At 42.2% G+C, this 26275-nt stretch carries 33 protein-coding genes and 8 pseudogenes; 31 read left to right on the top strand and 10 right to left on the bottom strand.

Annotated features, from left to right (window positions below; translation table 11 throughout):
* The first annotated feature begins 16 nt into the window (after positions 1-16).
* A complete protein-coding gene (gene psiE, locus G4O42_RS12275; RefSeq protein WP_012118039.1) occupies positions 17-433 on the top strand; it encodes a phosphate-starvation-inducible protein PsiE in 417 nt (138 codons plus the stop codon).
* A 285-nt stretch (positions 434-718) separates the two neighbouring features.
* Here the strand turns inward: psiE and G4O42_RS12270 are convergent, their stop codons facing one another.
* From G4O42_RS12270 to G4O42_RS12255, 4 genes and pseudogenes are all read right to left on the bottom strand, one after another.
* Positions 719-1246, bottom strand: a complete 528-nt coding sequence (locus tag G4O42_RS12270) for a PadR family transcriptional regulator (protein ID WP_032873916.1) — start codon at positions 1244-1246, stop codon at positions 719-721.
* Complete coding sequence (locus G4O42_RS12265) at positions 1243-2085, bottom strand: sialate O-acetylesterase (protein WP_032873917.1); 843 nt, start codon at positions 2083-2085, stop codon at positions 1243-1245. Before G4O42_RS12265 ends, G4O42_RS12270 begins: the two co-directional genes overlap by 4 nt.
* Positions 2086-2546: 461 nt before the next feature.
* A pseudogene (locus tag G4O42_RS12260) lies at positions 2547-2944 on the bottom strand (sigma-70 family RNA polymerase sigma factor); the annotation flags it as partial.
* Positions 2945-3013 (bottom strand): annotated as a pseudogene (locus G4O42_RS12255) (ImmA/IrrE family metallo-endopeptidase); the annotation flags it as partial.
* Here G4O42_RS12255 and G4O42_RS12250 point away from each other — a divergent pair.
* The 7 genes and pseudogenes from G4O42_RS12250 to G4O42_RS12220 form a co-directional block, all read left to right on the top strand.
* Positions 2989-3159, top strand: a pseudogene (locus G4O42_RS12250) (ATP-binding protein); the annotation flags it as partial. The pseudogenes G4O42_RS12255 and G4O42_RS12250 overlap by 25 nt on opposite strands.
* Before the next feature lie 102 nt (positions 3160-3261).
* Positions 3262-4533 carry a PIN-like domain-containing protein gene (locus tag G4O42_RS12245; protein ID WP_032873920.1) on the top strand — a complete coding sequence of 424 codons (1272 nt, stop codon included), beginning with the start codon at positions 3262-3264 and terminating at the stop codon, positions 4531-4533.
* A gap of 93 nt (positions 4534-4626) precedes the next feature.
* Positions 4627-5082 (top strand): annotated as a pseudogene (locus G4O42_RS12240) (sigma-70 family RNA polymerase sigma factor).
* Between the two features lie 163 nt (positions 5083-5245).
* Positions 5246-5728, top strand: a complete 483-nt coding sequence (locus G4O42_RS12235; protein ID WP_032873924.1) for a hypothetical protein — start codon at positions 5246-5248, stop codon at positions 5726-5728.
* 11 nt (positions 5729-5739) lie between these two features.
* Positions 5740-6024, top strand: a complete 285-nt coding sequence (locus G4O42_RS12230) for a YjcQ family protein (protein WP_032873926.1) — start codon at positions 5740-5742, stop codon at positions 6022-6024.
* Positions 6025-6119: 95 nt separating this feature from the next.
* Complete coding sequence (locus tag G4O42_RS12225) at positions 6120-6698, top strand: BA5345 family protein (RefSeq protein WP_032873928.1); 579 nt, start codon at positions 6120-6122, stop codon at positions 6696-6698.
* Positions 6699-6744: 46 nt separating this feature from the next.
* Positions 6745-6942, top strand: a pseudogene (locus tag G4O42_RS12220) (phage major capsid protein); the annotation flags it as partial.
* Positions 6943-7139: 197 nt separating this feature from the next.
* Here the strand turns inward: G4O42_RS12220 and G4O42_RS12215 are convergent.
* Positions 7140-7583, bottom strand: coding sequence for a MerR family transcriptional regulator (locus G4O42_RS12215; RefSeq protein WP_032873931.1), 444 nt, complete (start codon positions 7581-7583; stop codon positions 7140-7142).
* 171 nt (positions 7584-7754) lie between these two features.
* On the opposite strand from G4O42_RS12215, the gene G4O42_RS12210 reads away from it, so the two are divergent.
* From G4O42_RS12210 to G4O42_RS12185, 7 genes and pseudogenes are all read left to right on the top strand, one after another.
* Positions 7755-8606, top strand: coding sequence for an aldo/keto reductase (locus G4O42_RS12210; protein WP_032873933.1), 852 nt, complete (start codon positions 7755-7757; stop codon positions 8604-8606).
* Positions 8607-8609: 3 nt separating this feature from the next.
* A complete protein-coding gene (locus G4O42_RS12205; protein ID WP_074534277.1) occupies positions 8610-8717 on the top strand; it encodes a winged helix-turn-helix transcriptional regulator in 108 nt (35 codons plus the stop codon).
* Positions 8707-8849, top strand: a pseudogene (locus G4O42_RS20250) (class II fumarate hydratase); the annotation flags it as partial. The gene G4O42_RS12205 and the pseudogene G4O42_RS20250, both read left to right, overlap by 11 nt.
* Before the next feature lie 49 nt (positions 8850-8898).
* Positions 8899-9011, top strand: a pseudogene (locus tag G4O42_RS12200) (recombinase family protein); the annotation flags it as partial.
* A gap of 60 nt (positions 9012-9071) precedes the next feature.
* Positions 9072-9338 carry a DUF2577 family protein gene (locus G4O42_RS12195; RefSeq protein WP_045555123.1) on the top strand — a complete coding sequence of 89 codons (267 nt, stop codon included), beginning with the start codon at positions 9072-9074 and terminating at the stop codon, positions 9336-9338.
* 93 nt (positions 9339-9431) lie between these two features.
* Positions 9432-10130 (top strand): aspartate/glutamate racemase family protein, encoded by a 699-nt coding sequence (locus G4O42_RS12190; protein ID WP_032873937.1) that lies wholly within the window; start codon positions 9432-9434, stop codon positions 10128-10130.
* Between the two features lie 100 nt (positions 10131-10230).
* Positions 10231-10428, top strand: a pseudogene (locus G4O42_RS12185) (DUF2634 domain-containing protein); the annotation flags it as partial.
* Positions 10429-10477: 49 nt separating this feature from the next.
* Here G4O42_RS12185 and sigK read toward each other — a convergent pair.
* On the bottom strand, positions 10478-11203 hold the full coding sequence (gene sigK / locus G4O42_RS12180; protein WP_171006739.1) for an RNA polymerase sporulation sigma factor SigK: 726 nt from the start codon (positions 11201-11203) through the stop codon (positions 10478-10480).
* 455 nt (positions 11204-11658) lie between these two features.
* Here sigK and G4O42_RS12175 point away from each other — a divergent pair, with 455 nt between their 5' ends.
* Together G4O42_RS12175 and G4O42_RS12170 are read left to right on the top strand one after the other, a co-directional pair.
* Positions 11659-12915, top strand: a complete 1257-nt coding sequence (locus G4O42_RS12175; protein WP_032873939.1) for an MFS transporter — start codon at positions 11659-11661, stop codon at positions 12913-12915.
* Positions 12881-13258, top strand: coding sequence for a GNAT family N-acetyltransferase (locus G4O42_RS12170; RefSeq protein WP_032873941.1), 378 nt, complete (start codon positions 12881-12883; stop codon positions 13256-13258). The genes G4O42_RS12175 and G4O42_RS12170 overlap by 35 nt, the downstream gene beginning before the upstream one ends.
* A gap of 38 nt (positions 13259-13296) precedes the next feature.
* On the opposite strand, the gene G4O42_RS12165 is transcribed toward G4O42_RS12170, so the two are convergent.
* Positions 13297-13923 (bottom strand): TVP38/TMEM64 family protein, encoded by a 627-nt coding sequence (locus tag G4O42_RS12165; protein WP_012118035.1) that lies wholly within the window; start codon positions 13921-13923, stop codon positions 13297-13299.
* Between the two features lie 237 nt (positions 13924-14160).
* Here G4O42_RS12165 and G4O42_RS12160 point away from each other — a divergent pair, with 237 nt between their 5' ends.
* From G4O42_RS12160 to G4O42_RS20095, 3 genes are all read left to right on the top strand, one after another.
* Positions 14161-14895 carry a polysaccharide deacetylase family protein gene (locus G4O42_RS12160; protein ID WP_007612700.1) on the top strand — a complete coding sequence of 245 codons (735 nt, stop codon included), beginning with the start codon at positions 14161-14163 and terminating at the stop codon, positions 14893-14895.
* Positions 14896-14965: 70 nt separating this feature from the next.
* Positions 14966-15697: an SGNH/GDSL hydrolase family protein gene (locus G4O42_RS12155; protein WP_032873943.1), complete on the top strand. Its 732-nt coding sequence runs from the start codon at positions 14966-14968 to the stop codon at positions 15695-15697.
* Positions 15698-15772: 75 nt separating this feature from the next.
* Positions 15773-15907 carry a hypothetical protein gene (locus G4O42_RS20095; RefSeq protein ID WP_254894354.1) on the top strand — a complete coding sequence of 45 codons (135 nt, stop codon included), beginning with the start codon at positions 15773-15775 and terminating at the stop codon, positions 15905-15907.
* 132 nt (positions 15908-16039) lie between these two features.
* Here the strand turns inward: G4O42_RS20095 and sda are convergent, their stop codons facing one another.
* The gene (gene sda, locus G4O42_RS12150) at positions 16040-16180 is read right to left on the bottom strand and encodes a sporulation histidine kinase inhibitor Sda (protein ID WP_003152850.1); all 141 of its coding nucleotides are present in this window, start codon (positions 16178-16180) and stop codon (positions 16040-16042) included.
* A gap of 357 nt (positions 16181-16537) precedes the next feature.
* Here sda and G4O42_RS12145 point away from each other — a divergent pair, with 357 nt between their 5' ends.
* The 8 genes from G4O42_RS12145 to G4O42_RS12110 are packed head-to-tail and all read left to right on the top strand — an operon-like array spanning position 16538 to position 21544.
* Positions 16538-17056: a YqeG family HAD IIIA-type phosphatase gene (locus G4O42_RS12145; RefSeq protein ID WP_007408254.1), complete on the top strand. Its 519-nt coding sequence runs from the start codon at positions 16538-16540 to the stop codon at positions 17054-17056.
* 2 nt (positions 17057-17058) lie between these two features.
* Entirely contained in the window at positions 17059-18159 is a 1101-nt protein-coding gene (gene yqeH, locus G4O42_RS12140) for a ribosome biogenesis GTPase YqeH (protein ID WP_032873945.1), read from the top strand.
* Between the two features lie 19 nt (positions 18160-18178).
* Complete coding sequence (gene aroE / locus G4O42_RS12135) at positions 18179-19021, top strand: shikimate dehydrogenase (protein WP_032873946.1); 843 nt, start codon at positions 18179-18181, stop codon at positions 19019-19021.
* Entirely contained in the window at positions 19015-19305 is a 291-nt protein-coding gene (gene yhbY, locus G4O42_RS12130; protein WP_003152858.1) for a ribosome assembly RNA-binding protein YhbY, read from the top strand. Before aroE ends, yhbY begins: the two co-directional genes overlap by 7 nt.
* Before the next feature lie 10 nt (positions 19306-19315).
* On the top strand, positions 19316-19885 hold the full coding sequence (locus G4O42_RS12125) for a nicotinate-nucleotide adenylyltransferase (protein ID WP_007408258.1): 570 nt from the start codon (positions 19316-19318) through the stop codon (positions 19883-19885).
* Positions 19875-20450 (top strand): bis(5'-nucleosyl)-tetraphosphatase (symmetrical) YqeK, encoded by a 576-nt coding sequence (gene yqeK, locus G4O42_RS12120; RefSeq protein ID WP_032873949.1) that lies wholly within the window; start codon positions 19875-19877, stop codon positions 20448-20450. The genes G4O42_RS12125 and yqeK overlap by 11 nt, the downstream gene beginning before the upstream one ends.
* A gap of 3 nt (positions 20451-20453) precedes the next feature.
* Positions 20454-20810, top strand: coding sequence for a ribosome silencing factor (rsfS, locus tag G4O42_RS12115; protein ID WP_007408260.1), 357 nt, complete (start codon positions 20454-20456; stop codon positions 20808-20810).
* Positions 20807-21544, top strand: a complete 738-nt coding sequence (locus tag G4O42_RS12110; protein ID WP_032873951.1) for a class I SAM-dependent DNA methyltransferase — start codon at positions 20807-20809, stop codon at positions 21542-21544. The genes rsfS and G4O42_RS12110 overlap by 4 nt, the downstream gene beginning before the upstream one ends.
* A 68-nt stretch (positions 21545-21612) precedes the next feature.
* Here G4O42_RS12110 and comER read toward each other — a convergent pair whose 3' ends face one another.
* Positions 21613-22434, bottom strand: coding sequence for a late competence protein ComER (comER, locus tag G4O42_RS12105; RefSeq protein WP_012118027.1), 822 nt, complete (start codon positions 22432-22434; stop codon positions 21613-21615).
* Between the two features lie 58 nt (positions 22435-22492).
* Between comER and G4O42_RS12100 the strand changes: the two genes are divergently transcribed.
* The 3 genes from G4O42_RS12100 to G4O42_RS12090 all read left to right on the top strand — a co-directional run bounded on the left by G4O42_RS12100 (position 22493) and on the right by G4O42_RS12090 (position 26095).
* Entirely contained in the window at positions 22493-23107 is a 615-nt protein-coding gene (locus tag G4O42_RS12100; RefSeq protein WP_032873955.1) for a helix-hairpin-helix domain-containing protein, read from the top strand.
* 66 nt (positions 23108-23173) lie between these two features.
* Positions 23174-23743 carry a ComE operon protein 2 gene (locus tag G4O42_RS12095; RefSeq protein ID WP_003152868.1) on the top strand — a complete coding sequence of 190 codons (570 nt, stop codon included), beginning with the start codon at positions 23174-23176 and terminating at the stop codon, positions 23741-23743.
* Entirely contained in the window at positions 23744-26095 is a 2352-nt protein-coding gene (locus G4O42_RS12090) for a DNA internalization-related competence protein ComEC/Rec2 (RefSeq protein WP_032873958.1), read from the top strand.
* An 18-nt stretch (positions 26096-26113) separates the two neighbouring features.
* Here the strand turns inward: G4O42_RS12090 and G4O42_RS12085 are convergent, their stop codons facing one another.
* Positions 26114-26248, bottom strand: coding sequence for a YqzM family protein (locus tag G4O42_RS12085; RefSeq protein WP_003152870.1), 135 nt, complete (start codon positions 26246-26248; stop codon positions 26114-26116).
* Between the last annotated feature and the right edge of the window lie 27 nt (positions 26249-26275).

Here is a 26275-nt window from a genome sequence, read left to right as displayed (position 1 = left end):
AATAGGAGACAACAAGATGAGATTTTCCAACAATTTTAAAAAGGCGCCTTACCTGTTACAAGCGCTTCTCAATGTCTGTCTGTTCTTCCTGGCGATAGCCTTAAGCGGACTTCTGATCAGCGAGACATGGTACATTGTTCAATTCGTATACAAGTCACTGTTCAACAAAGTGGACAGCTATTATGAGATGCTTGGGGAACTGCTTATATTCTTCATGTATTTTGAGTTCATTGCTTTGATTATCAAATACTTCAAATCAGACTTTCATTTCCCGCTTCGCTACTTTATTTATATTGGCATCACGGCTGTCATTCGTTTGATAATCATCGATCATGATCAGGCGATCTCAACGTTCTGGTGGGCGATGGCCATTCTTGCAATGATTTGTGCATTCTTTATTGTCAATAGACGAAATTCTGTTGTTGAACATTAATAATTAGTTCACTTTATACCGATACGCCACTGAAATGTCCTATGACTTACTTGAATACTGAATAGGTGTAAAGTGGTTATTCATACGGATTGAAAAAGAAGAACACGCAGCAGATTCACTTGCTCTTGTTTGGGGCAAGTGTTGACAACTCTATTACTGGTTTAATTAAAGAAGGAGTATAAAACCTGTATCAATGGTGTTACTAGATATCTGCGACACAGGTTTTATATGTAGGTAACTAATATTCTTATATATGTAACATTGCATTTTTTATTATGCAATAGTTCACTCTATTTCTGCTTTCAATTTCTCGAACCACTCTAAATTAACCAAGTGATGTGAACGGGAATTTTCGTTCATACGGCGAAAGTAATTGATTGTGCCGGGAATTTCTTGAGTGGTGGACAGGTATTCATCAAGGAGCTCGATTCGAGTTTTAGTCTGATCGATTTGTGATTGGATCAGATCCAGTAATTTACTTTTGTCGAATTCATCAGCAAAGAGTAACGCCCCATAAAATTGAAGGTTCACATATTCCGATTTGGTGCCGTATTTGATCATTAATTTTTCAAATTCTGCCCTTCCCGAATCTGTGACGTTAAAGTTACGGATTTCACGCCCGCTGGTTGAGGGTTTCTGCTGAATCTGTTCAATCAAACACTTTTCTTCAAGTTGCTGCAGATTGTAATAAAATGAACCTTTCGTGAAGTTAACAATGTATTTGTAATGACGTTTTTCCATTAAGGCCAGAATTTCATAGCCGTGAGCTCCGGGGTTTTGGATGAGCAAGCCAAGGATAAGTAAGGGAATCACGGTTTCATCACCTTCGCCATCCGCGCCTCAAATTCCGCGTACGTGATTTTACCCGAAGCCAAATCCATACTATGAAGGTAAATCTGTTCTGTTTTAGAATAGTCACCATTCACTTTCAGTGATTGCTCCTCTCCCGAAATGGGTTTCAGGATATGGTGCTTTTTCGAAAAAGCCTCGAAATAGCGGTAACCGAATTTGCGTTGTGAAACTGCGTCTAAATGAATGCCATCAGGATTCGCAGTCAAACCTGCCGCAGTAACAAAATAACAATTCTGTTGTTCATTAGCAAAACGCAGCAATTGTTCATTAACTTGTCGAAATTCAGTCGCGTGCTGTCCAAAACCAGTCTTCTCAAGAAAGTCACCAAGCCCTCCAATAATCAACGGTACCTCATCAAGTTTCAACTCGTTTCTTAGCGTCTCGATGATAAGAGTTAATTTCTCGTAATAAGTTTCATGCAGCGAACGATAACTGTCACTCTCACCTTGGTGCCAAAGGATTCCGCAAATTTGACTGGATTGGAGGGCGAAGCGGGCTTCGGACAAAGCATGCTGAAAAAGGATGCCTTCCGGATGCCAGTCATTCAATGAACTGCCGCCTTCCGCACACGGGATCAAGCCAATTTCTTCATCGGGATAAGCTTTCGACCAAGCATCTGCAAAAGATGCCGCCAAGCCAACGCCGGAAACCGGACGGTCGTAATTAATCGGCTCTGTCATCATCTGCCACTGTCCATTGCGCAGCATTTTTATTTTTTCATTATAGATAGGGTCTACTTCATTCAAAAATCCACGGCCCGCCATATTCGACTGCCCCAACATTAAAAAAGACTTTATCATTTAATTTTTCACTTCTTTACATCAATATTTTAGTCTAATTAGACTATAGTCGATTCAGCTTGTCTTGTAAAGTTTTAATAAGGTTTTACTTTTATTATTAGTATGTATGAAAAGCAAATTAACATTGAAAATTTGGTGGATGTATTTGAGAAATAGCAAGTTCTTTTGCTTTAGATCTTGATAAACAATGAAAAACAACTAAAACCTTGTCATGTAAGGGTTCCTATGAGGTTCAAAATCATTTTTCATAGAAAATACATTCAAGGATGGGGGTGAGCCCAAATGAAATGGATTGTTAAAAAGGGAGGGCTGTGTTGAAGGGGTTAAATATCAATAAAAAATTATTGAAAAGGTTAACAATTGTACCAATTCTATTCATTTGTTATGTTTTACTTTTAAATCCTGAAGTTATACTTGAAGAGGAATGTCCTAAAATGCAGAAAAATGATCCGGCTTTTCGCTCACTTTCCCTTCTTCTTCCGCTTCTCCTTTTTTACGCCCGGTAAAACTCATGAAACATCTTCATCAATGCGCGTTTTTCAATCCGCGACACATAACTCCTTGAAATGCCGAGCTCCTTTGCGATCTCGCGCTGCGTTTTTTCTTTTTTTAAATCAAGCCCGAAGCGGCCGACGATGACTTCCTTTTCGCGGTCGTCTAAAATATCGATATATTTTTTGACCTTTTCAAGTTCCATGTTGAGCTGAATGGTGTCGATCACATCCTCGCTTTCCGACTTGAAGACATCGATCAGGCTTATTTCATTCCCTTCTTTATCCTGGCCGATCGGATCATGAAGGGAGACGTCTTTTTTCGTTTTTTTCAATGCGAGCAGATGCATTAAAATCTCATTATTAATTACAAAAGGGGGGGTGCATAGATTTCCCGTAACTGTTTGATTAAATAAATGTTGAGTCAGTTTCCTGTAAGGACCGTGGAATTGTCGTTTATCGGGTCCATAAGGACACTTCATGGCATTTAGATGAACAGTTAGACCTTATGGTTCCAGACGATATGGTAGTGGAAGATGATTTTCTTTTAGGTAAGGTTTGTACGCCGGACAAAGCTAGTGAATCAATAGGCCTGATTTTAAGGTGCAAATTATCCAATAGTAAATCTCTGTATAATCAATTATAATTTTGGTAGTAAGAAATATTATGGATTGAGGGGTTTTAAATGAAATCAATATTCAAAGAGTTTTATTTTGATAATAAGAGCTCTGATATATGGATAAACTCAGTAGTTATTTTAGATGCAAATGTTTTATTAAACCTTTATAGATATTCGAAGGAAACTTCAAAAAAGCTGCTCTCATTATTAAAAAAATCACAAGAGCGTCTTTGGCTACCTCATCAAATAGCTTTAGAGTTTCATTTAAATAGAACAAATGTAATTCTAGATCAACAAACATCTTATGAAAAAATTGAATCAATTTTAAGTAAAAAGTCAATTGAGATAGAGACTAGTCTAAAAAAAGAGTTATCTACATACAGAAAAAAACATGTAACTTTAAGTATTGACTCAATAATAGATCAAGTTAAAGAATCGATTAATACTTTAATTTCTGAGATAAAACAGGAAAAAGAAGACCATCCAAAGTTACTTAGAAATGATCACATTAAAGCTGAAATCACTGATATATTTGAAGATAAAGTAGGAAAGCCATACGAAAAAAAGAGGCTTGACGAATTATCAAAAGAGGCGGAGCAAAGATATAAGCTAGAAATTCCACCAGGATATAAGGATGCATCTAAAAAGGGAGCTAAATTTTACAATGGCGAAATCATATTAGAGAAATATGGGGATTACATTCTGTGGCAACAAATTATGGATTTTGCAAAAGAAAAACAAACAAATATTATTTTTATAACGGATGATGATAAAGAAGATTGGTGGTATTACTCAAAAGGAAAAACAATTGGCCCGCGAAGTGAGCTATTAAATGAATTTTCAAATAAAACTAATCAAGAGTTTTATATGTTTAAACCGGAAGTTTTCATGAAACAGGCCGGTAAAGTTTACAGTGAAAATTTCTCTGATAACACGATTACTGAGGTAAAAGAGGTTAGCAAGGAAAGTGGGGATTATCCTTTATTTGTTAGGGATGGAACGAATTATATGAGTACGTTGAGCCAATTAAATCAATTTTATTATGGCGAGCACACATTTGAATACATAATATTACTTCACCATAATAAATACTTATCAGATTCATTTTTAACCGATTTAACTGAGGGTTTCCCTTTTGGTGAAGAGTTTAGTTGCCGCATAATTGACTCAAACATTCCATCTGCTAAATCTGTTAACTATAGCTTTGAGAGTAAGCTAGCTATCAAAGTGTATTTGGACGATACATGGATAGTTGGTAAGAGTGAATACTTTAAAAATTTAACTTTAACGTATTTCAATATGAAACTTAATGATTGCCAAGTGGAAATTTTGGAATAGTCCTAGACGGAAAGCCTGCGGACACTGAACTTACAGCATTTACGCTGTTTGTTTGGTGTCCGTTTTTAATTTGATTATATAGGAGGACTACTCATGAAGCAAAAAGACATTGAAAATCTAATCAATAGCTATCACTGGATGGTGAAAGAGGTTCAACGGTTGCAAAGAGTACTTTACGGTTCAACAATTCCTATGAAAAATTGGGGTATTGCTAAATATGGATTAGAGGCAGCTATGCCGAAAGGGAGTCTTGGAAAGAGTCAGGATGAATTGCGGCAAATGGATATGAGAGAGGAACGTCTTTTTAAACGTCTTAAGTACTATGAGGAACGAGTATATGCAGTTGAGTTGGGGGCAGAAAAGATCAAAGGAGAGCAACATAAAGTCATTTATAATTGCAAGATGGAGGGTATGAGCTACCGCGCAATAGGTCTTCACCTTGGCATTTCACGGGAAACTGTACGCAAAATGAAAGACGAGTTGATCCAGCCAATTATGCCAAGATTTCCATTTTGAGGTTTGTTGAATCTGAAAAAATCTGTGGTGTAAAATGGGAGGCAGGTCGGCGCGGCGAATTATTCCTGCGTCATCACTAAATTTTTACATAGTGAATGGGTGATAAAACAGCAACAGTATTGCGTGCTTATTCAACAGTTTCGTTCGACAAATTTTGCAAATGGTTAATCATAACAATTAATTTCCGATATTAAAAATGGGGGTGATTTGTAAAATGAATAAGAACAAAAAGAACGATAATAGAAAGAATAATAAGAAGGATTTAGAAGAACTGGAGAATGTTATTTATACTTATTCCAAAAAGGAGCTACTCGCTTTCTTTTTTGAAAAACTCAAGGTAGGTCAAAGTAAGAGTCATTACAAGGACTTTCAATCTCTTGTATATGAGTTAGATATTGAATGTTTAGAATTTGCGATATCAAGATTTTCTCATATAGATATTGTACATGATCATTCAAAATATGTGCCTGCATTTATCCCTTTATTGGCAGCGTATCTCACTATGTTCTTTAATTTTTATGAAAAACATTGGGGAGCTTTAGCTTTCGCTGCTGGTACAATTGCTGCTATTGTTTGGATAATTGCAGTAGAAAGAAAATATAGAAATCAAGCGATTTCAATTTTGGAAACATTTAAACAAATCAAAGAGAGAAAAGAGAAAGACAGATCTAAAGGCTGAAAGGAGAAATTATGAATAAGGATAAATTAAGGTATGCAATCTTAAAAGAGATTTTTGAAGGCCATACCCCTTTGTCAGAAAACGATATTGGAGTTACTGAAGACCAATTTAATGATGCTGTGAACTTTTTGAAACGCGAAGGGTATATAATTGGGGTTCATTATTCAGATAATAGGCCCCAATTATTCAAATTAGGACCTGAGTTGACAGAGAAAGGTGAAAACTACTTGGAAGAAAATGGAACATGGTCGAAGGCGTATAAGACCATTAAAGAGATTAAAGATTGGATTAAATAACATCTGCACCCTTAGGGGTGCTTTTTTGTTAGACAAATTCTGCAAATTATACTTTGTCCTTTTCTTACACCGATAATAAGGTGGGAGGAGATTATATGAGTTTTGAAACAAAGTATTTAATAAGGTGGGGCATATCAGGATGGATGTTAATTTTCTGGATAGGAGCCTATTTTGCACTTACTGAAGCTGACTATATATCAGCTCATATAAAGTTTTCTGAGCACGGGAAATTAATAGGGGTTTTCATTTCTCTGAGTATATTTGGCATGGTAGTGGGCTATATAATTCATCATTTATACTTTGTAGCGAATTGGATATTTAATAAAAATCGGATTTTTGATAATGCAATTAAGCGGGTTGAAAATTTTCCGATACCTGACAATTGGAAAGATAACAATAAGAACGATTATTTAGAAGAAGATAAAAGAATCGTTGAAAGGTATAGATACCTGCTATCAAAAATTCATGCCTTGGGTACTGTATTCGTAAGTCATTTTTTAGCCGTTTTGTTTACAGTGATAGCAACACTGTATAAGTATGGCTGTTTTTCTTACCCGCCGATGTTAATTATACAACTTGTAATATTGTTTATTTCGGAATCAAGTTTCAGATACTACTCTGCAAACTTAAATTATTTTCAAGGAAGTTTTTTTAGACAAAATGTTAAAAAATAAGATTTAGCATCCTACGGGGTGCTCTTTATATTCTCTGTAAACTGCTTCCGGCGGGATTATGAATCCTACTCAAGCTTCAACTTTTATTCGAATGGTTCAAGACACGCCAACGATTTTAAGAGATGCGCTAACTAAGAATCAAAAGTCTGTTCCATCAACTAGCACAGTTAACTTAAGCACAAAAGAAGTAATTGCTGAAGTTAACATTACCTATGCCACACTTGAAAACAACATCGAACAAGAAGTCACATACAGATGCGACTTCTATAAGTTTCCGATTAATGGAAAGTAATCTTAAGAAAAAATTTAAGGACTTGCAGCCCTATAGCCGTATAAACAAATTTAATCCCTCATAATATGTCATCAAACTTAGCATACTCAATATGGATTCCAATTTAGGAGTTTAAGAGCCATTGATGTGCTCATAAATATCTTTCACATCTAGCGGACAGTGGGCGAGTAAAATACGTCACTATGCATATGCTGTATTTTTTCCCAGTTGGCGGGATTGGTTGTATCAAAAGAGCGGTGCTCTAAAATGGCCTGATATAGGGCGGTTTTTTGTTCCAAATGGGCAATGTGCTGTTTGGCTTCTTCGAGCTGGGCGAGCGCATCTTCTTTATGCTCCATCATGAGTGTGTACCGTTGTGGAATGGTCGAATCTCCTTCAAGACAGAGATTCACGTACGTTTTAATGACTTCAATCGGCATCCCGGATTGCCTGAGGCATTTGACACCAAACAGCCAGTTGATTGATTCTTCGTCGAACAAACGAATATTGTTTTTATTGCGCTGTACGCTCGGCACCAGGCCTTTATCTGTGTAAAAGCGCACCGCATGCTCGGTGAGTCCGGTTATCATCGCTGCTTCTTTGACTGTATGCATGGGTAACCCTCCTTTAAAAACTTTTTAAAAAAGTGCTTGCCTTCGTGTTACACGAAGGTAATAAGCTTATTATAACGCAAACCAGCCGCAGCGGAATTCATTCTGCAGTGCCCGATTTTCGGGATGCGTGCCGTTTGTCGTTTCTACATTTGAACAATAGGAGGAATTACAATGCAAACCGTAACATTAAACAATGGAGTGAAAATGCCAATTATCGGCTTCGGTGTATACCAAGTCCCCGATGCTCAAGAATGTGAAAACGCGGTATATGAAGCACTGATGGCCGGTTATCGCTTGATTGACACTGCTTCCGGCTACCTAAATGAGGAGGCAGTCGGACGTGCAATCAAGCGGAGCGGCGTACCGCGTGAGGAGCTATTCATTACGACCAAGCTCTGGATTCAGGATGCCGGCTATGAAAGCGCCAAGATAGCCTTTTCCAAATCATTGAGTAAGCTGCAGCTGGATTATCTTGATTTATACCTTATTCACCAACCATACGGCGATTACTACGGCGCTTGGCGCGCGATGGAGGATCTGTATCGCGAAGGAAAAATCAGGGCAATCGGAGTCAGCAACTTCCATCCCGACCGTCTAATGGATCTGATCATGCATAATGAAATCGTGCCAGCCGTCAATCAAGTCGAAACGCATCCATTCTGCCAGCAAAAAGAAAGTGCTGCTTTTATGAAAGAGCAGGGAGTTCAACACGAGTCATGGGCACCGTTCGCTGAAGGACGCAATAACATGTTCAGCAACGGCGTGTTGACTTCCATTGCGGAAAAACACAATAAATCCGTCGCCCAGGTCGTGCTGCGTTGGCTTGTTCAGCGTGAAGTCGTTACGATTCCAAAATCGGTGCGCAAAGAACGGATTGTCGAAAACTTTGACATTTTTGATTTTGAGTTAAGTTTAGAGGATATTGAAAAAATTTCCACACTTGATAAAGGAGAAAGTCTTTTCGGGTCGCACCAAGATCCGGAAATTGTAAAATCGATAGGCGCCATGAAATTCGATCTGTAAGCTTTGTCTAATAAAACAGTTAGGTTTAATGAACTTAAAAGGTTAATCCCATGGATTACACAGAGAATATTGATACGAAAACTTAGAGAATTAGAACCTTATCGGGTATGAAAATTATTCGAAAATTCCAAGTTTGTTCATAAGGAAGGGTTAATGCTAAAAAGACTGCGTGCAACTTACATTTTAACGGAAGAACAATTTGATGAGATGGTTAAACCAGAAAATCTGAAACCTAATATTTGAATCTTTTAAGATAAAAACTAGTTACTAATCAGTAACTAGTTTTTCTTTCAGCCAGATCGAGGTCTGCATAAAGAAAGCAGGGAATGAAGTATGCCTGTGAAGGATTTTCTGAGGAGCTTTTTAGAGCGCCCGGCGTTGAATCGTTTGAGAGAGGACGCAAGTTAAGGACTTATAAGTCAAGTCATTTGATACCAAAATGCAGTAACGAATGAGAAAAATGATATTTTCATAACTGTCATATCTCTTTTTCTATATTCTTACTTTATTGAATGTGAGTCACCGGTGGATATTATGCCGGCTGAAGTGATTTCCGTTTCATCTATTGAAATAAGGCTTAATGAAAATGACAAATTAATAATACCTGCTGATTTGATTATTATTCCTAAACGGTTGCGCTCTGGAGAAGATGAAGAACTGAAAATGGGTGAGAATTTGATGGTTTTCTCCTTAAAAGGCGGACAATCATTTTTTATTCTCGATAAAATTTAATGATAATAATCCTGAAAAAATAAATAATTGTAAAGACCTAATCTATGCTATAGAATAACTATAATATTTTGAAAATTTCATCCGAGGTGGGTTATGAAAACTATTGGTCTTATTGGCGGAATGAGTTGGGAATCTTCAGCTGAGTATTATCGAATTATCAATGAAGAAATAAAAAAGAAGTTAGGAGGGCTTCACTCGGCAAAATGCCTTTTATACAGTGTTGATTTTAAGGAAATTGAACATTATCAATCCATAGGAGCTTGGGATAAAGCAGGTGAAGCTTTAGGTCAAGTTGCAAGATCATTAGAAAAAGCAGGTGCAGATTTTATTGTAATATGTACAAATACTATGCATAAAGTTCTTGGATATATCCAAGAAATGATCACTATACCTATTTTGCATATTGCCGATGCAACTGCAGAACAAATTATTAGACAAGACATTCGCTCAGTAGGATTGCTAGGTACTAAATATACGATGGAACAAGATTTTTATAAATCACGTATTGCGTCTCATGCGATTAATGTCATTGTTCCTGATGATGATGAAAGAGAATTAATAAATAATATTATTTATCAAGAACTATGTCTGGGTGAAATTAAACAGTCTTCCAAAAACATTTATAAGAAGATCATAAATAATTTGGTGGATAAAGGAGCAGAAGGAATCATTCTTGGATGCACTGAAATTGGCCTATTAGTAAAGGCAGAGGATTCAAAAGTGCCATTATTTGATACGACTTTAATCCATGCTCAAAAAGCAGTAAATAAATCCCTTTCGATTTCTTCTTAGAATGATTACTTCCTATATGTTAAAACCGCTCTTTAGGAGCGGTTTTTATTATGGTTCATTCAATCAATAAATGGAGGAACGTTATAGGAATGATCTTATCATGCCCCTTTCCTCAGAAATTGAATTTGATGATATTGAAGATGACAGCGAAGTTATAGAGACCTCGCAAACCTACAAAATTGATTTTGAAAATGGCCGTATCACAAATGAAATGATCACAGGCCTTGAAGCGATCAAGCAGTTTGTATATTTATCCCTTCATACTGAGCGCTACGCATATTCTGTTTATAGTCATGATTGAAAAAGATAAAATAGAAAAAGCCGGGATGTCAGATCCGGCTTTTCGCTCACTTTCCCTTCTTCTTCCGCTTCTCCTTCTCCGCCCGGTAAAACTCATGAAACATCTTCATCAATGCGCGTTTTTCAATCCGCGACACGTAACTCCTTGAAATGCCGAGCTCCTTTGCGATCTCGCGCTGCGTTTTTTCTTTTTTTAAATCAAGCCCGAAGCGGCCGACGATGACTTCTTTTTCGCGGTCGTCTAAAATGTCGATATATTTTTTGACCTTTTCAAGTTCCATGTTGAGCTGAATAGTGTCAATCACATCTTCGCTTTCCGACTTGAGGACATCGATCAGGCTTATTTCATTCCCTTCTTTATCCTGGCCGATCGGATCATGAAGGGAGACGTCTTTTTTTGTTTTTTTCAATGCGCGCAGGTGCATTAAAATCTCATTTTCAATACATCGTGCGGCATATGTGGCAAGCTTCGTGCCTTTTCCGGCTGAGTAGCTTTCAATTCCTTTAATCAGCCCGATTGTACCGATGGAGATCAGATCTTCTGCGTCCTCTCCCGTGTTTTCGAATTTTTTCACAATATGGGCGACTAAACGAAGATTATGTTCGATCAGCATGTTGCGGGCGTGTTCATCTCCTTCAGCCATAAGGTCTAAGTATTTTTTCTCCTCATTATTTGAGAGCGGTTGTGGAAAGGCATTATTTTTCACGTATGATACTAAAAACACAAGTTCTTTCACAATAAACCCGAGCGCTGCAAAAACACCTGTCACCATCCTCACCTCCACAAAGTTATGTAGGCAATCGCCTATATGTAACTGTATGTGTCGGTAGGGCTGTTTGTGTCTGTACAGGGAAATTAATCAAAATCGGGTTTTATTTCTTACAGCCTCTTGATTTTTGCTGATTGAGCCTGTATATTGTTAAAAAAAGTAAGGGTGAAAACAATATAAACGAAAAGCGCTGAAGAGACGAGTAGACAGATATCATTCATGACAGAGAGCTCCGGGAGCTGTGAAGGAGTATGAATGGATGTGTTGAAACAAACCTCTTAGCTTCGCATCGGAATCATGCAACACGAGGATGATGCGGCGGATACTCCTGTTACCGAGTAAGCTTTGTACCCGGCAAGGCCGGCACCAAACCGAATTGAGGTGGCATAGCGGGCTGTTTCCCGTCCTCAAGACTTTATTGTCTTGAGGGCGTTTTTTATTTCTAAGGGAGGGATAAGATGAAAAACCTGAAGTCTTGGCGGTACCCGATGCTTCTGTTAACCGGAATCGGGATAGCAAATATTGGTGAATGGATCTATTTTTTGTCTCTTAATCTTATTGTCTTAAAAGAAACGGGGTCTGCTTTTGCGGTTTCCATCCTTTATTTAATCAGGCCTGCGGCTGTTTTGATGACAAATGGGTGGGCGGGGAGCATCATCGACCGGTGCAACAAACGGAATATGATGATGTCGCTTGATTTCATCCGGGCTGCATTCATTGCCGTTCTGCCGCTGATGTTTACTGCACGGTCTTTATTTTCCGTTTATTGTATCGTATTTTTGATTCAAATGGCCAATGCGATGTTTCGTCCGTGTTCCATGGCGTATGTGACGATGCTTATCCCGGCTGAAAGGAGAAAACGATTCAATTCACTAAGGGCTTTGTCGGAATCAGGGGCTTTTCTCCTCGGGCCGGCTGCGGCCGGGCTGCTTTTTATCGCCGGCACGCCGATTTTTGCGATTTGGGTGAATGCGGCGGCTTTAGTGCTGTCCGGTTTCATTACGATGATGCTGCCGAACCTTGAAAATGGGCCTCACGTACATTCTCCCGCACAGAAGCTTTCTTTGGCAATATACAAAGAAGATTGGAAGCTCGTCTATCGCTTCAGCCGAACAGCGCGTAACGTCATGATCATTTATTTTTTATTCAGTCTGGTCATGACTGTTATGCCATCAGCGCTTGATTCGCTTGAAGCCGCTTTTGCAAAAGAGGTTCTTCAGCTGACTGATGCCGATTACGGTTTTCTCGTCAGTGTCTCAGGGGCAGGCATTATTGCGGGGGCGCTTGTCAATGTATTCATTAATAAAAAAATGCCGGCTTCTTTATTGATGGGAATGGGCTCTTTATTCACAGCGGCCGGATATATGATTTATGCGTTTTCTGACGTTTTTTGGACGGCTGCTTTCGGATTTTTCCTTCTCGCTTTTTTTCTGGCGTTTGCCAATACAGGCTTTCTGACGTTTTATCAAAAGAATGTTCCGGTGGACATCATGGGGAGAGTGGGGAGCTTTTATTCATTAGTCGAAGCCGTCTTCATTATAGTAGTAACGGCGGTTTTCGGAGCGGCTTCTGTCAGTTCTTCCGTCCGCGGCATCGTCATCGCAGGCGCTGCTGTTATGCTGGCGTTGGCAGCCGTTTTATGCTCGTTCTTATTTGCGGCCGCAAAAAGGAGGACTCCTGATGTATTTCAAGCGGATCAATTTAAACAAACATAAAGAGACGGCCGTTTCGTTTCGTGAGGATTCGTTTTTCGTCAGCTTTGGCACGGCGGATCATTTTAATAAGGATGAATATCTCAGGTTGCTGTCATCCCAAATCAAATGCTTTCCCGACGGTTTTATGCTGCTTTTTCATACCGGGCAGCCGATCGGACAGCTTGAAGCTTCCATCAAATTTTACCGCAGCCAAAAAATCGGTTATGTGCACCTTTACTATATGACTGAGCAGCAGAGGGGAAGGGGTTGCGGAACGAAACTGCATCAATACGTGAGGCAGTTTTTCAGAGCGGCTTTGTCATTTTACAGAAAGAAAAATATGGTAGTGGTCGGTTCAGAATGAGAGGAGCCGTACCGCCGGAATAGGGGGCGGTACGCGCTTCATTTTTTCGTTGTTTTTAAAAGGCCGGGAAACTTCTTATAAATGACCGCCATTAAGACGAGCATATACATTCCGTAAATCCCGAAAGACAGCAGTTTGTTGCTTGTAAATGAAGCGCCTGCGACGGTCACGATCACAATGTTCGGAATTTTGCCGAGCACCGACGCAGAAAAAAAGATCGGCCATCGGATATTACTCAACCCGCAGACGGTATTCATGGCAAGCGACGGTATAATCGGAATCAGCCGCCCGAAAAGCACCGCCGTAAACGCGTGCTGATGAAATGAATCTTCATATTGGGCCGCTGCCGGGTAAGCCAGCAGCTTTTTTCTGGCCCAGTCTCTGAATCCGTACCGGACGAGAAAAAACAATGCCATTGTTCCGAGCATCGCGCCTGACAATGTAATCCACACCCCGTTTACAATCCCGAAAACCGCTCCGTTTAAGGCCGCGATAATGGCGAATGGAACGATCGGAAAAAATACGTCAGCTGCGACCAGAAGGATACTCATAAGCACGGCGTACATGCCGCCCGCGCGAATCATGCTGAGCCAGACGTCTTTTTGCATAAAGCCGATCATCACGACAGCAATGATGACGGCAAGACTGAATCCCTTTTTTATCATCTGCACGTTCACCTCTTTTTCAAATAGTATACAGCACAAATCTATCTCCTTCTATTAAAATAAGCTGTCCGATAAGCGTATTTGATTTATCAGCATTTGCCGTTTGATGAGAAACGGCTGGCACCCGGGTTTGGACAAAAACAAGCGGGAAGCGGGTGATGTGCATCATTTGATGCAGAGAATGATTTTTTATAAAAGGGGACACGTTAACAGTAGTGTTTACTGGAGGTGTAAACGTTGAGATGCTTTCATCTGATCATCATGATATGCGTCCTCACGAGTCTCACTGCCGTGTCCGCCGATGCGAAATCTTTAAAAAGAAGTGACATGGAGAAAACGGGAAACGTGTACTGGGATATAAGGTCTGAAAAAAAGAAACTATCTTTAACCTTCGATGACGGCCCCCATCCTGTCTATACGGAGGCTGTGTTAGACGTGCTGAAACAGCACAATGTTAAAGCAACCTTTTTTTGTGTCGGGAGCCGTATAGACAAATACCCCATAACGGCAAAACGCATCGTTGAAGAAGGGCATGAAATCGGCAACCATACGATGAACCATGTTTATTTTCACCGACTGAAACGCAAAGACATTTTACAAGAGCTTCACAGCTCAGCGCATCATATCACATCGCTGCAGCCGGAAGGGGACAAGTTATTCCGCCCGCCGGGAGGGTCGCTGAATCATACGGCTTTCAAAAGCATCTTAAAAGAGGGCTATCATATCATCATGTGGTCATGGAACCAAGATCCGAGGGACTGGAAAAGGCCCGGGAAAGGAAAAATCGTCAGGCACGTTGTTTCACATGCCAGAGATGGAGATATCGTTCTTCTGCATGATGGCGGAGGAAACCGGCGCCAGACGGTTGAGGCTTTGAAAGAAATCATTCCCAAGCTGAAAAAGCAGGGCTACACGTTTGTTAAGGTTTCGGATTTGATCGGACAGGATTCCGGTCCTTTTCATATCCAGTAAAGAGAGCGCCGCGTTGAAAGCCGCCAAAGAGATGTGTACCATAGGAGGTAAGGTTTGGGGGGGAGAGAAAATGAAGTTTGCTGTTCTTTTTATTACGATAATCTGTCTGTTATCAGGATGCGCCGCGGGCAAAGAAAAAAGTGTTGTCGCATTCGGCGACAGCAATACGCGCGGTTCCAACTGGGATTATCGTGATTATCCGAAGGCGCAGCAGTGGGTAAACATATTAAAGACAGCGGAACGCGGCCGTCTTACGGTTATAAATGCGGGAATAGGCGGCCAGACGACTGAGGATGCGCGCCTGCGCTTTCAAAGCGACGTGCTGGAGCGTAAGCCCCAATATTTATTTATCATGTTCGGAACAAATGATGCGGGCATTTTGACGGGCGATCAGCCGCGGGTATCAAAGAAACGGTTTAAAGAAAACCTGACTTATTTCATAAACGAAAGCAGAAATCACGGCATAAAGCCGATTTTAATGACGTGCATCCCGGTTATAGAAGGAAACGGAACGAATCATCTCTATTACTATTCGAGATATAAAGCCTCAGCCTTTAAAGAAAAAGGCGGTGCGAGAAAATGGCATAATTCCTATAACAGCGTTACGAGGCAGGTTGCAGCTGAGTTAAAAGTGCCGCTGGTGGATAACTGGAAACACTTTATACGCGCGGACGGCGGCAAAGATACAGACCGGGCGCTGATCCAATCCGGACTGATAGATCCTTCCGGAAATCATATGACGCCAAAAGGCGCCAGAATCTTAATTGAAGGCATAAAAAATGGGCGGGTTTTGGAACGCTGACGCCGTCAGCTGCCTAAACCGTTTTGCTTCTGCTTCATAGGCTGTAGAAAAAACATCTTTTTGGAGGCGATTGCTATGAACCGCGGTTTCCCTCCGCAACATCCTGTATGCCCGCCTCCTCGGGTGAATGCGGGGTACTGGTACGCATTTTTTGTTGTGCTGCTCGTCGTCATTCTCGTCCTGGGCGGTCTGTATTGGTTCAATATATAGCAGCCGTCCTCTTAAACACCTCTATTTTAGGGGTGTTTTTTGTTGAAAGTGGTAGTAATGCGCATAACCGAAGTGATATAATATCAGTCATCTGAGTAAAAAAAGGAAATTCGCCCGGGAACTTTTTTCTGTTTAAGAAGAAACGGAAATAATGTGTCCGAGCGATCTTCTTTTGATTTCGTTTTCAATTAACTCGATAAATTCACGGCTCAAATTCATTTCATTGGCTTTGAAATAAGATTCTATTAGTAATTCATCAGAAAGCTTTCTCATGCCGGGGACCCAATTAATGGGAGTGGCACCTCCTTACAATTGTAATCAATCATCAGACGCAAGCATATGATGGAAGGTTGCGTTTCAATCATGGTGAGGTTATCTTTAATCTACCATGAAATACAAATAAGAACAATCGTTCTGTTATCCACACTCGTACGTGGATAACTTGTTAGTATCTTGTTTATAATCTGGATAAATCCGGATGTAATAAGAGTGGATAATGTGTGTAATTTTATCCACAACTGGTGAAGAAACCCAATTTTTGTCGAAATTTTTTTACTGTGTCCGACTTTGTTTTTAAATCTGACAGGTTTCGACATATAGATGATAGAAAGAAAAGGAAGGGTGCGGGTTTTGTTAAAAAAGTTTTTTTTACCTGACGAATTTGTGAAAAATATATTTCATATCACACCGGAAAAGCTCAAAGAACGCAATGTGAAAGGGATTATTACAGACCTTGACAACACGCTTGTGGAGTGGGACAGACCGAGTGCGACACCTCGATTAATCGAGTGGTTTGAAGAAATGAAGGAGCACGGCATTAAAGTCACGATCGTCTCCAATAATAATGAACGAAGAGTGAAATTATTCTCGGAGCCGCTTGGCATACCGTTTATTTATAAGGCAAGAAAACCGATGGGGCGCGCCTTTAAAAGAGCCGTCAGCAGCATGGATCTGAAAAAAGAAGACTGTGTGGTCATCGGCGATCAGCTGCTTACTGATGTTCTCGGCGGAAACAGAAACGGGTATCATACGATCCTCGTCGTGCCTGTCGCTTCCTCTGACGGAGTCATGACGCGCTTTAACCGCCGGATTGAACGGAGAATATTGAGTTCTTTGAAACGTAAAGGCCATATTCAGTGGGAGGATTAGAAATGGAAAAGGTTGTTTGCATCGGCTGCGGAGTAACGATCCAAACCGAGGATAAACAAGGTCTCGGATACGCGCCAAAGGCATCTCTCACAAAGGAGAATGTCATCTGCCAGCGCTGCTTCAGACTGAAAAATTACAATGAAATTCAAGATGTTTCATTAACGGATGATGACTTTTTAAATATCTTGCACACAATCGGCGATACTGACTCTCTTATTGTCAAAGTCGTTGATATTTTTGATTTTAACGGAAGCTGGATAAACGGGCTGAACCGCTTTGTCGGCGGTAATCCGATCATTCTTGTCGGTAATAAGGCCGATATCCTGCCGAAATCCGTAAAACGGGAACGGCTCGTTCAATGGATGAAACGCGAAGCGAAAGAATACGGCTTAAAACCCCTTGATGTCTTTTTAATCAGCGCTTCCCGCGGACAAGGGATGAAAGAAGTCATTGACGCCATTGAACATTACCGCGAAGGCCGCGATGTGTATGTGGTGGGCTGTACCAATGTCGGCAAATCCACATTTATCAACCGGATTATTAAAGAGGTCTCAGGGGAAGAGAATATTATTACTACCTCTCAATTTCCGGGCACGACGCTTGATGCGATTGAAATCCCGCTTGATGACGGATCTGCGCTTTATGATACGCCGGGAATCATTAACCATCACCAGATGGCGCATTACGTGGACAAGCGTGACTTAAAGGTGCTGACACCGAAAAAAGAACTGAAGCCGCGCACTTTTCAGCTGAATGAAAAACAAACGCTTTATTTCGGCGGGCTTGCCCGGTTTGACTATGTATCAGGCGATAAAACGGCGTTTGTCTGCTATATGCCGAATGAATTGATGATTCACAGAACAAAGCTTGAAAATGCTGATGCCTTATACGAAAAGCATGCGGGAGAACTGCTTACCCCGCCCGGAAAAGATCATTTGGATGAATTTCCGGAGCTTACACCCCATACGTTTTCGATTAAAGAAGGAAAGACGGATATCGTTTTTTCCGGTCTCGGCTGGGTCACGGTGCAGCAAGCAGATAAAAAAATATCGGCATACGCTCCGAAAGGCGTACACGTATTTGTCCGCCGTTCATTAATATAGAGAGAAGGGGAGAGGGAGCATGAAACAATTGTACGGAGTAATCGGAAATCCGATCGGGCATTCAATGTCACCCGATATTCATAACGCGGCTTTGCAAGATAAGAACATCAACGGGCAGTATTTTGCGTTTCAGGTGGAACCTCATCATCTCAAGGACGCCGTTAACGGAATCAAGGCGCTTGGCATCTGCGGAGTGAACGTCACAGTCCCGCATAAAGTCGCGATCATGGAGCATCTGGATGAAATACATGAAAGCGCGAAAGTACTCGGGGCCGTAAATACCGTCAAAAGAGAGGGAGACAGGCTCATCGGGTATAATACTGACGGAGATGGGTTTTATAAATCCTTAGTCAAAGTATTGGACAAACCGATATCAGAGCTCTCCATCCTTATGATTGGGGCGGGAGGAGCGGCAAGAGCGATTTTTACGACGATCGTCCGCAGAGAGCCGAAACAATTTGACGTTTGCAACCGCACGCCGGAAAAAGCAGAAAGTCTGATTGCGGCTGCTCCCTCTTTTCAGCAGAAACGCGTCCTTACTTTAAAAGAAGCTGAAAATCAGCTTGAACAATATGACGTCATTATTCATACAACATCTGTCGGCATGTATCCGAAAACGGATGCCGTGCCGCTCTCATTGGAACGGGCCAAAACGGGCGCCATCGTTTGTGATATCGTATACAACCCGATTCAAACGGCGTTCTTAAAAGAAGCTGAAAAAAGAGGTTTAACAACCCTTGACGGTGTCGGCATGTTTGTGGAACAGGCCGCACTGTCTTTCAAGCTGTGGACGGAACAAGAGCCTGACAGCGGCTTAATGAGAGCAATTGTTGAAGGAAAACTAGGAGGAACACAATGTTAACAGGAAAACAAAAACGGTTTTTGCGTTCAAAAGCGCATCATTTAACGCCTATTTTTCAAGTGGGAAAAGGCGGAGTCAACGAAAACATGGTGAAACAGATTGCCGAGGCTTTAGAAGCAAGAGAGCTGATTAAAGTCAGCGTGCTTCAAAACTGCGAAGACGATAAAAATGATGTCGCAGAAGCCCTTGTGAAAGGCAGCCGCTCACAATTGGTGCAGACGATCGGAAATACGATCGTATTGTATAAGGAATCAAAGGAAAATAAACAAATCGAGCTTCCGTAAGGTGGTTGACATGAAGAAAATCGGAATATTCGGGGGCACATTTGACCCTCCGCACAACGGACATCTTCTGATGGCTAATGAAGTCCTTCATCAGGCGGAGCTCGATGAGATTTGGTTTATGCCCAATAAAATCCCTCCGCACAAGCAGAATGAAGACTTTACAGACAGCCGGCACCGGGTGGAGATGCTGAAGCTTGCCATCAGCTCGAATTCCGGCTTTAAGCTTGAGCTTGCGGAAATGGACCGGAAAGGCCCTTCTTATACCTATGATACTGTCCGTTTACTGAAGGAGCGGCACCCGAACGACAAGCTTTTCTTTATTATCGGGGCGGATATGATTGAATATCTGCCGAAATGGTACAAACTGGACGAACTGCTCACGCTCATTCAATTTATCGGAGTGCGGCGCCCGGGGTATCATATTGAGACCCCGTACCCGCTGCTTTTTGCCGACGTTCCGGAATTTGACGTTTCGTCAACGATGCTGAGAGAACGTCTCAAAGCAAAAAAGCCGACGCAATACTTAATGCCGGATAAAGTGAGGCAGTATATAGAGGAGAATGATTTATATGAATCGTGAGGAAGCACTTGCCTGCGTCAAAGAACAGCTGACCGAGCATCGCTACATCCACACAATCGGCGTGACAGATACGGCGGTTATTCTCGCAGGCCGGTTCGGAGCAGACCCGAAAAAAGCGGAAATGGCTGCTATATTTCATGATTATGCGAAATTCCGGCCGAAAGAAGAAATGAAGCAGATCATCGTGCGGGAAAAAATGCCGGCTGAGCTCTTGGATTACAATGCCGAGCTGTGGCATGCCCCTGTGGGAGCGTATTTGGCTGAGAAAGAAGCGGGGATCACTGATCCTGAGATCTTGGATGCAATCCGCTATCACACGTCAGGGCGTCCCGGAATGACCCTTTTAGACAAAGTCATTTATGTTGCGGATTACATTGAACCCGGCCGCCATTTTCCCGGAGTGGAAGAGGTGCGCCGTCTGGCGGAAACAGATCTGAACGAAGCGCTCATACAAGCGATGAAAAATACAATGATATTTCTGATGAAAAAAAACCAGCCGGTCTTTCCGGAGACGTTTGCAACCTATAATTGGCTGGTGTCTTTAAAATTGACAGGAGGAATTTGAAGAATGAATCAAGCTTCCGTATTAAAAATCGCGGCAAAAGCATGCGACGATAAACGTGCAGAAGATATTTTAGCGCTGGACATGGAAGGAATCTCACTTATAGCGGATTACTTTTTAATCTGCCACGGGAATTCTGATAAGCAGGTTCAGGCAATTGCGCGTGAAATTAAAGATCAGGCAGAAGAAAACGGCATTGATGTGAAAAAGATGGAAGGGTTTGATGAGGCCCGCTGGATTTTAGTTGATCTCGGCGACGTCATTGTCCACGTTTTCCATAAAGATGAAAGAAGCTACTACAACCTTGAAAAGCTATGGGGCGACGCGCCGCTCGCAGAGCTTGAGCTCGGCTTGAACTCATGATTTACCAAGGCTTCGCCGGCGTATATGACGAGTTAATGTCACATGCGCCGTATGATGAATGGGCGGGCTGGATCGAAGCGTCTCTTCCGGAAAAGGGAAGGGTGCTTGATCTTGCCTGCGGAACCGGAGAAATATCCATCAGGCTTGCTGAAAAAGGCTGCGAAGTCACGGGGATTGATTTGAGTGAAGATATGCTGAGCTGTGCCCAGCAGAAAAAAACGGGAAAGCCGATTCTTTTTCTCCAGCAGGATATGAGAGAGCTTTCCGGTTTTGAAGAACAGTTTGATGCTGTAGTCATCTGCTGTGATTCCCTAAATTACTTAAAAACGAAAAATGATGTCTTAAGCACCTTCAAAAGTGTTTTTCAAGTTTTGAAGGAGGACGGCCTGCTTCTGTTTGACGTCCATTCCCCATATAAAATGACGGAGCTTTTTCCGGACAGCACCCATGCGGATCAGGATGAGCAGATCAGCTATATCTGGCAAAGCTTTGCCGGCGATGAAGAGCTTTCTGTCATCCATGATATGTCCTTTTTCGTATGGAACGGACAATCTTATGACCGCTATGACGAGACGCATGAGCAAAAAACATTTTACATTGAAGAATATGAACAAATGCTTGCAGAGACCGGATTTGAACTGAAGAAGGTGACGGCTGATTTTACAGACCGGCCTCCTTCAACAGAGTCTGAACGTCTTTTCTTCACGGCAGGCAAACCAAAAACCATCGTTTAAACGGAACGATGGTTTTTAAAATGCATTTTTTGCGATTGGCGAGATAAAGCACTTTATGGCATACTCAGTTACACGTGAAATTGCTTCTTCACTAACGATATATCTTCATCGTATTTGTCATGTGTACGCTGAAAGACACGGTTGAACATATCCTGAACACCGCTTTCGAGAGCCTTCAGTCCTTCCCCGGTGACGCCGCCTTTTACGCATACTTTTTCCTGCAAGGCGGGAAGTGTGTAATGCCCTGTTTCCAGAAGCTTTCCGAGACCGACAAGCATTTCCGTCGACATTATCACGGCTTCTTCTTTGGTGATGTCCGTTTCTTCCACTGCCGCGTCAATAAAGCGCTGAACGAGATAACTCATAAAAGCGGGCCCGCAGCTGACAATGTCTGACGCCGCTCTTGTAATGCCGCTGCTGATTTCCACAGGTTTTGAAATATGAGTGAACAGCGTTTGAATATCCGCTTTTGCAGACTCGCTGCAGCTTTTGCCGAACGTAACAAGCGAGACGCCGGCCAAGGCGCGGTTCGTAATGCTCGGAATGACGCGGGCCGTCTGACACGGAACCGTATGTTCAATCTGATCCGTCTGAACGGGACTGGTAATGGAGATTAAGATGTGATCTTTCCGTAAATGCGGTGTGAGTTTCTTCAGCAAAGGATATATATCCAGCGGTTTTACACAAATGAATATTATTTCATTTTCCTGTACGAGCTTTTCCTGATCCTCGGTGACATGGATGCCGCTGAAACGTTCTTTTAGTTTTAATGCTTTTTCGATTGTTCTGTTTGTGATGGTGATATGTGAGGGATCGGCAGCGTTTGATTCGATAAACGATTCAATCAGGATCGTTCCCATGTTTCCGGTGCCGATAAAGCCTATTTTCAATGAATTCCCCTCCTTTTTCCCTTAATCCTCTAAACCTTATGCGGGGAGGCAATGCAATATGACGAAAGCGATGATGACGGAGCGGCTGCGGCGGAACCTGAAAATTCTGGGCGCTTGTCTTGTAGCAGGGGCGGTTTTTATCTGCATTTGGCTGTTTCGTTCTGAAAAGGAAGAGCCGGTCAAACAGCAGTCCGTGCTCGGCCAAACAGCCTCAGCATCCGTCGCGGACAAAAAAGACACCGCAGACGACAAGATTATGATTGATTTGAAAGGCGCGGTCCGAAATCCCGGCGTGTATGAAATGAAAGCGGGAGACAGAGTGACTCAAGCCATTGAAAAAGCCGGCGGCCTGAAGAAAAAGGCGGATGAATTGAACGTTAATTTAGCAGAGCAGCTGCAGGACGGGACGATTGTTTATATTCCGAGTGAAGGCGAAGAGGAGAATCGCCCGAAAACAGCAGCGGGTGAAAAGGAGAATGCAGCTGTCAATATCAATACGGCATCTCTGGACGAACTTCAGGCGATTTCCGGGGTGGGGCAGAAAAAAGCGGAAGCGATTATCGCCTACCGAGAAGAAAAAGGACGGTTTCAGACTGCTGAAGATTTGATGAATGTATCAGGCTTTGGAGAAAAGTCATTTGAGCGGATAAAAACTTCCATTACGGTAAAGTGAATTGACGGTTCTGCTTAAATCTATGTAAACTTAGAAAAGCAACAAGACTTTTTGGAGGGAACACTTGTGGAACGAATCTCATGGAATCAATATTTTATGGCGCAAAGCCATTTGCTGGCGCTGAGAAGCACATGTCCGAGACTGTCAGTCGGGGCAACCGTAGTCAGAGATAAGCGGATGATTGCCGGCGGATACAACGGCTCAATCGCCGGCGGCGTCCATTGCGCTGATGAAGGATGCCTTTTAATAGATAATCATTGCCAGCGGACCATACATGCAGAGATGAATGCGATTCTGCAATGTTCTAAGTTCGGTGTTCCGACGGAGGGCGCCGAAATTTATGTGACGCATTATCCTTGTATTCAATGCTGCAAATCAATTATCCAGGCAGGCATCAAAACGGTTTATTATGCCGAAGATTACAAAACACAGCCTTATGCAAAAGAGCTGTTCAGCCAAGCCGGAGTCAAGGTGGAGCAGGTCGAACTTGATGAAATGATCATCGATCTGAAAAACCGCGAAAAATTGTCTTTTGTAGCAGGTCTGATTCAGCAATTATCTGATGCGGGGGTTAAGGCAGATGAACTGAAAAAAATTCATGAACAGGCCAATGAGCTGTTTACCAGTTACGTATAAATGAAATATAAATACCTTCTTCTGCCTCTGGCGGCGGTTTCTGCAACTGCGGGAATTGCCGCCGCTCATGTCTTCTGGGTTCTGCTCCTTTTTCTTCTGTATCTTCTCTTTATTATTGTAAAAACAAAGCACCATGCTCCGGTTATCGTCTGCCTCGTTTCTTTTTGTGTTTATTTCTTTCTTTATACGGTTTGTGACGCTGCGAATGTAACGCGGTATCAGGCCGGCAGTTATACTGAACAGGCCGTCATCACTAATATTCCGAAGGTTGACGGAGCGAAAATGTCAGCCGTTATCCGTACACATGACAAGGAAAAATGGGCGGCTTCGTACAAAATCCGTTCTCTTGAGGAAAAAAGACTTATTGAACAGCTTGAACCGGGGATGCGCTGCACGTTTACAGGCTCTCTGGAACAGCCTGCACATGCGACGGTTCCCGGAGGTTTTGATTATAAGGAATATCTTCACTCTCAGCAGATTCACTGGTTATTTTCCGTGACTTCCATTCAGCAGTGTGAAAAATCCAAACAGCCGCTGTTTAAACTGCTGAACATCAGAAAAAATTTGATTTCGATCATTCGGAATCACGTGCCTGAATCTTCCGCCGGAATTGTTGAAGCGCTGACCTTAGGTGAAAAATTTTCTATAGAGGACGATATACTGAGTGCATATCAAAATTTGGGAGTCGTTCATTTAATGGCGATTTCCGGAATGCATGTCGGTCTTATTACGGCGGGATTATTTTATGCTCTGATCAGAATCGGGCTGACAAGAGAAAAAGCGGGAATTTTGCTGCTGCTGTTTTTGCCGGTGTATACGCTGCTGAGCGGTGCCGCCCCATCCGTATTGCGCGCATCCCTCATGCTGGGATTTTATATCGCCGGAACTCTTGTTAAACGCGGCATTCATTCCTCTGCTGCATTGTCCCTGTCTTATCTGCTGCTCCTGATGTTTAATCCTTACTTCCTTTGGCAGGCGGGCTTCCAGCTTTCCTTTGCGGTAAGCGCCTCTTTAATTCTGTCATCCTCCATTTTAAAGAAAGCGGGGAAAAGCAGACTTGCCGGGCTTGCGATGGCTTCATTCATTGCGGAGCTCAGCTCACTTCCGTTTCTTCTCTATCATTTTCAGCAGATTTCACTTGTCAGTTTTCTGATGAATATGGTGTTGGTGCCATTTTATACGTTATTTGTCATTCCGGTTTCTGTTATCGGTTTCCTTCTTCTTTTACTTTCAAGGCAGATGGGAGAATGTTTGTTTGATATGTTCGACCTTGTGATGAAGCCTGTGCATGATTTCATTACATATGCGGCATCCGTTGATTTATTTACTATGATTGTGTCAAAGCCTGATTTTGTTTCCCTTCTTCTGCTTGCGGTTTCAGTTTTTACGCTTTTTGCGGCTTTGGAAAAGGGAGGTTTTTTAAAACTCAGGAAATCGGCTCTTTTTTTCTGCGCGGTTTTGGCTTATTTAATATGCCGTCCGTATTTCAGTCCATGGGGAGAAGCGGATATGCTTGATATCGGGCAGGGAGACTCACTGTTTATAAGCGCGCCGCACCGCAAAGGGACCGTAATGGTTGATACAGGGGGAGTGATTTCTTATCCCGGAGAATCATGGAAAGAAAAACGCCACCCGTATTCTATCGGCGAGAAGGTTTTGATTCCGTTTTTAAACGGAAAAGGGGTGAAAAAGCTGGATGCGCTGATTTTAACCCATGCGGATCAAGATCACATCGGAGAAGCCGGAGTGTTAATCAAAAATCATAGAGTCAAACGGTTAATTGTCCCCGTGGGATTCGTAAAAGAACCGAAAGATCAGAACATATTAAATATGGCGAAAGAAAACAACATTCCCGTTGCCGAAGCAAAGCGGGGCGACACCATTACAGCCGGTGATCTTCAGTTTCAGGTGCTGTCTCCGGAGTCGTCTGACGGAAGGAGTAAAAATGATTCGTCACTGGTGCTTTGGACGGTTTTAGGCGGAGTGAGCTGGCTTTTGACGGGAGATTTAGAATCGGACGGCGAAACGGAAGTGCTGAAAACGTATCCGAAACTGAAGGCTGATATATTGAAGGCGGGTCATCACGGCAGCAAAAGCTCTACGAGTGAAGCCTTTTTGAAACAGCTTCAGCCGGAAGCAGCGCTGATTTCAGCAGGAAAAGAGAATCGATACCATCATCCGCATGAAGAAGTGCTGGATCGTTTGAAGGTGTACTCTGTCAATGTGCTTCGCACCGATGTCAGCGGAACGATTCAATACAGATTTAAAAAAGGCGCCGGAACGTTTTCCGTCTTCCCTCCATATGATATAGAAGAAACCAGGGCGCAAGAAGTAAAAAAGACTGCCGATTGACAGCAGCCCGGAATGCGGCTAAGAGCCGATAAGATGGATGGCTGTTGCCATCACGAACAAAAAGGCGAAAAATCCGAAGGACACGACAAAACCGACAGCTGAGTCAACAGCATCATTTCGTTTGCTTTGAACGTTTTTTTCAAAATCATTCAATTTCATCCCTCCTGACTTCCCTAAGTA

The sequence above is a fragment of the Bacillus sp. LUNF1 genome (assembly GCF_011008975.1).
In the GTDB taxonomy this organism is placed as follows: Bacteria; Bacillota; Bacilli; order Bacillales; family Bacillaceae; genus Bacillus; species Bacillus velezensis.
This window is presented reverse-complemented; position numbering and strand designations above follow the sequence as displayed.

Excerpts from the sequence above, each read along its gene's own strand:
- G4O42_RS12230 (WP_032873926.1), top strand. The coding sequence starts at position 5,740 with ATGAATAAGGATAAATTAAGGTATGCAATCTTAAAAGAGATTTTTGAA.
- sigK (WP_171006739.1), bottom strand. The coding sequence starts at position 11,203 with ATGGTGACAGGTGTTTTTGCAGCGCTCGGGTTTATTGTGAAAGAACTT.
- aroE (WP_032873946.1), top strand. The coding sequence starts at position 18,179 with ATGAAACAATTGTACGGAGTAATCGGAAATCCGATCGGGCATTCAATG.
- G4O42_RS12165 (WP_012118035.1), bottom strand. The coding sequence starts at position 13,923 with ATGATAAAAAAGGGATTCAGTCTTGCCGTCATCATTGCTGTCGTGATG.
- yhbY (WP_003152858.1), top strand. The coding sequence starts at position 19,015 with ATGTTAACAGGAAAACAAAAACGGTTTTTGCGTTCAAAAGCGCATCAT.
- G4O42_RS12245 (WP_032873920.1), top strand. The coding sequence starts at position 3,262 with ATGAAATCAATATTCAAAGAGTTTTATTTTGATAATAAGAGCTCTGAT.
- G4O42_RS12175 (WP_032873939.1), top strand. The coding sequence starts at position 11,659 with ATGAAAAACCTGAAGTCTTGGCGGTACCCGATGCTTCTGTTAACCGGA.
- G4O42_RS12090 (WP_032873958.1), top strand. The coding sequence starts at position 23,744 with ATGAAATATAAATACCTTCTTCTGCCTCTGGCGGCGGTTTCTGCAACT.
- G4O42_RS12210 (WP_032873933.1), top strand. The coding sequence starts at position 7,755 with ATGCAAACCGTAACATTAAACAATGGAGTGAAAATGCCAATTATCGGC.
- G4O42_RS20095 (WP_254894354.1), top strand. The coding sequence starts at position 15,773 with ATGAACCGCGGTTTCCCTCCGCAACATCCTGTATGCCCGCCTCCTCGG.
- G4O42_RS12125 (WP_007408258.1), top strand. The coding sequence starts at position 19,316 with ATGAAGAAAATCGGAATATTCGGGGGCACATTTGACCCTCCGCACAAC.
- sda (WP_003152850.1), bottom strand. The coding sequence starts at position 16,180 with ATGAGAAAGCTTTCTGATGAATTACTAATAGAATCTTATTTCAAAGCC.
- G4O42_RS12110 (WP_032873951.1), top strand. The coding sequence starts at position 20,807 with ATGATTTACCAAGGCTTCGCCGGCGTATATGACGAGTTAATGTCACAT.
- G4O42_RS12170 (WP_032873941.1), top strand. The coding sequence starts at position 12,881 with ATGTATTTCAAGCGGATCAATTTAAACAAACATAAAGAGACGGCCGTT.
- G4O42_RS12235 (WP_032873924.1), top strand. The coding sequence starts at position 5,246 with ATGGGGGTGATTTGTAAAATGAATAAGAACAAAAAGAACGATAATAGA.
- G4O42_RS12225 (WP_032873928.1), top strand. The coding sequence starts at position 6,120 with ATGAGTTTTGAAACAAAGTATTTAATAAGGTGGGGCATATCAGGATGG.
- G4O42_RS12265 (WP_032873917.1), bottom strand. The coding sequence starts at position 2,085 with ATGATAAAGTCTTTTTTAATGTTGGGGCAGTCGAATATGGCGGGCCGT.
- psiE (WP_012118039.1), top strand. The coding sequence starts at position 17 with ATGAGATTTTCCAACAATTTTAAAAAGGCGCCTTACCTGTTACAAGCG.
- rsfS (WP_007408260.1), top strand. The coding sequence starts at position 20,454 with ATGAATCAAGCTTCCGTATTAAAAATCGCGGCAAAAGCATGCGACGAT.
- yqeK (WP_032873949.1), top strand. The coding sequence starts at position 19,875 with ATGAATCGTGAGGAAGCACTTGCCTGCGTCAAAGAACAGCTGACCGAG.
- G4O42_RS12100 (WP_032873955.1), top strand. The coding sequence starts at position 22,493 with ATGACGAAAGCGATGATGACGGAGCGGCTGCGGCGGAACCTGAAAATT.
- G4O42_RS12155 (WP_032873943.1), top strand. The coding sequence starts at position 14,966 with ATGAAGTTTGCTGTTCTTTTTATTACGATAATCTGTCTGTTATCAGGA.
- yqeH (WP_032873945.1), top strand. The coding sequence starts at position 17,059 with ATGGAAAAGGTTGTTTGCATCGGCTGCGGAGTAACGATCCAAACCGAG.
- G4O42_RS12215 (WP_032873931.1), bottom strand. The coding sequence starts at position 7,583 with ATGCATACAGTCAAAGAAGCAGCGATGATAACCGGACTCACCGAGCAT.
- G4O42_RS12190 (WP_032873937.1), top strand. The coding sequence starts at position 9,432 with ATGAAAACTATTGGTCTTATTGGCGGAATGAGTTGGGAATCTTCAGCT.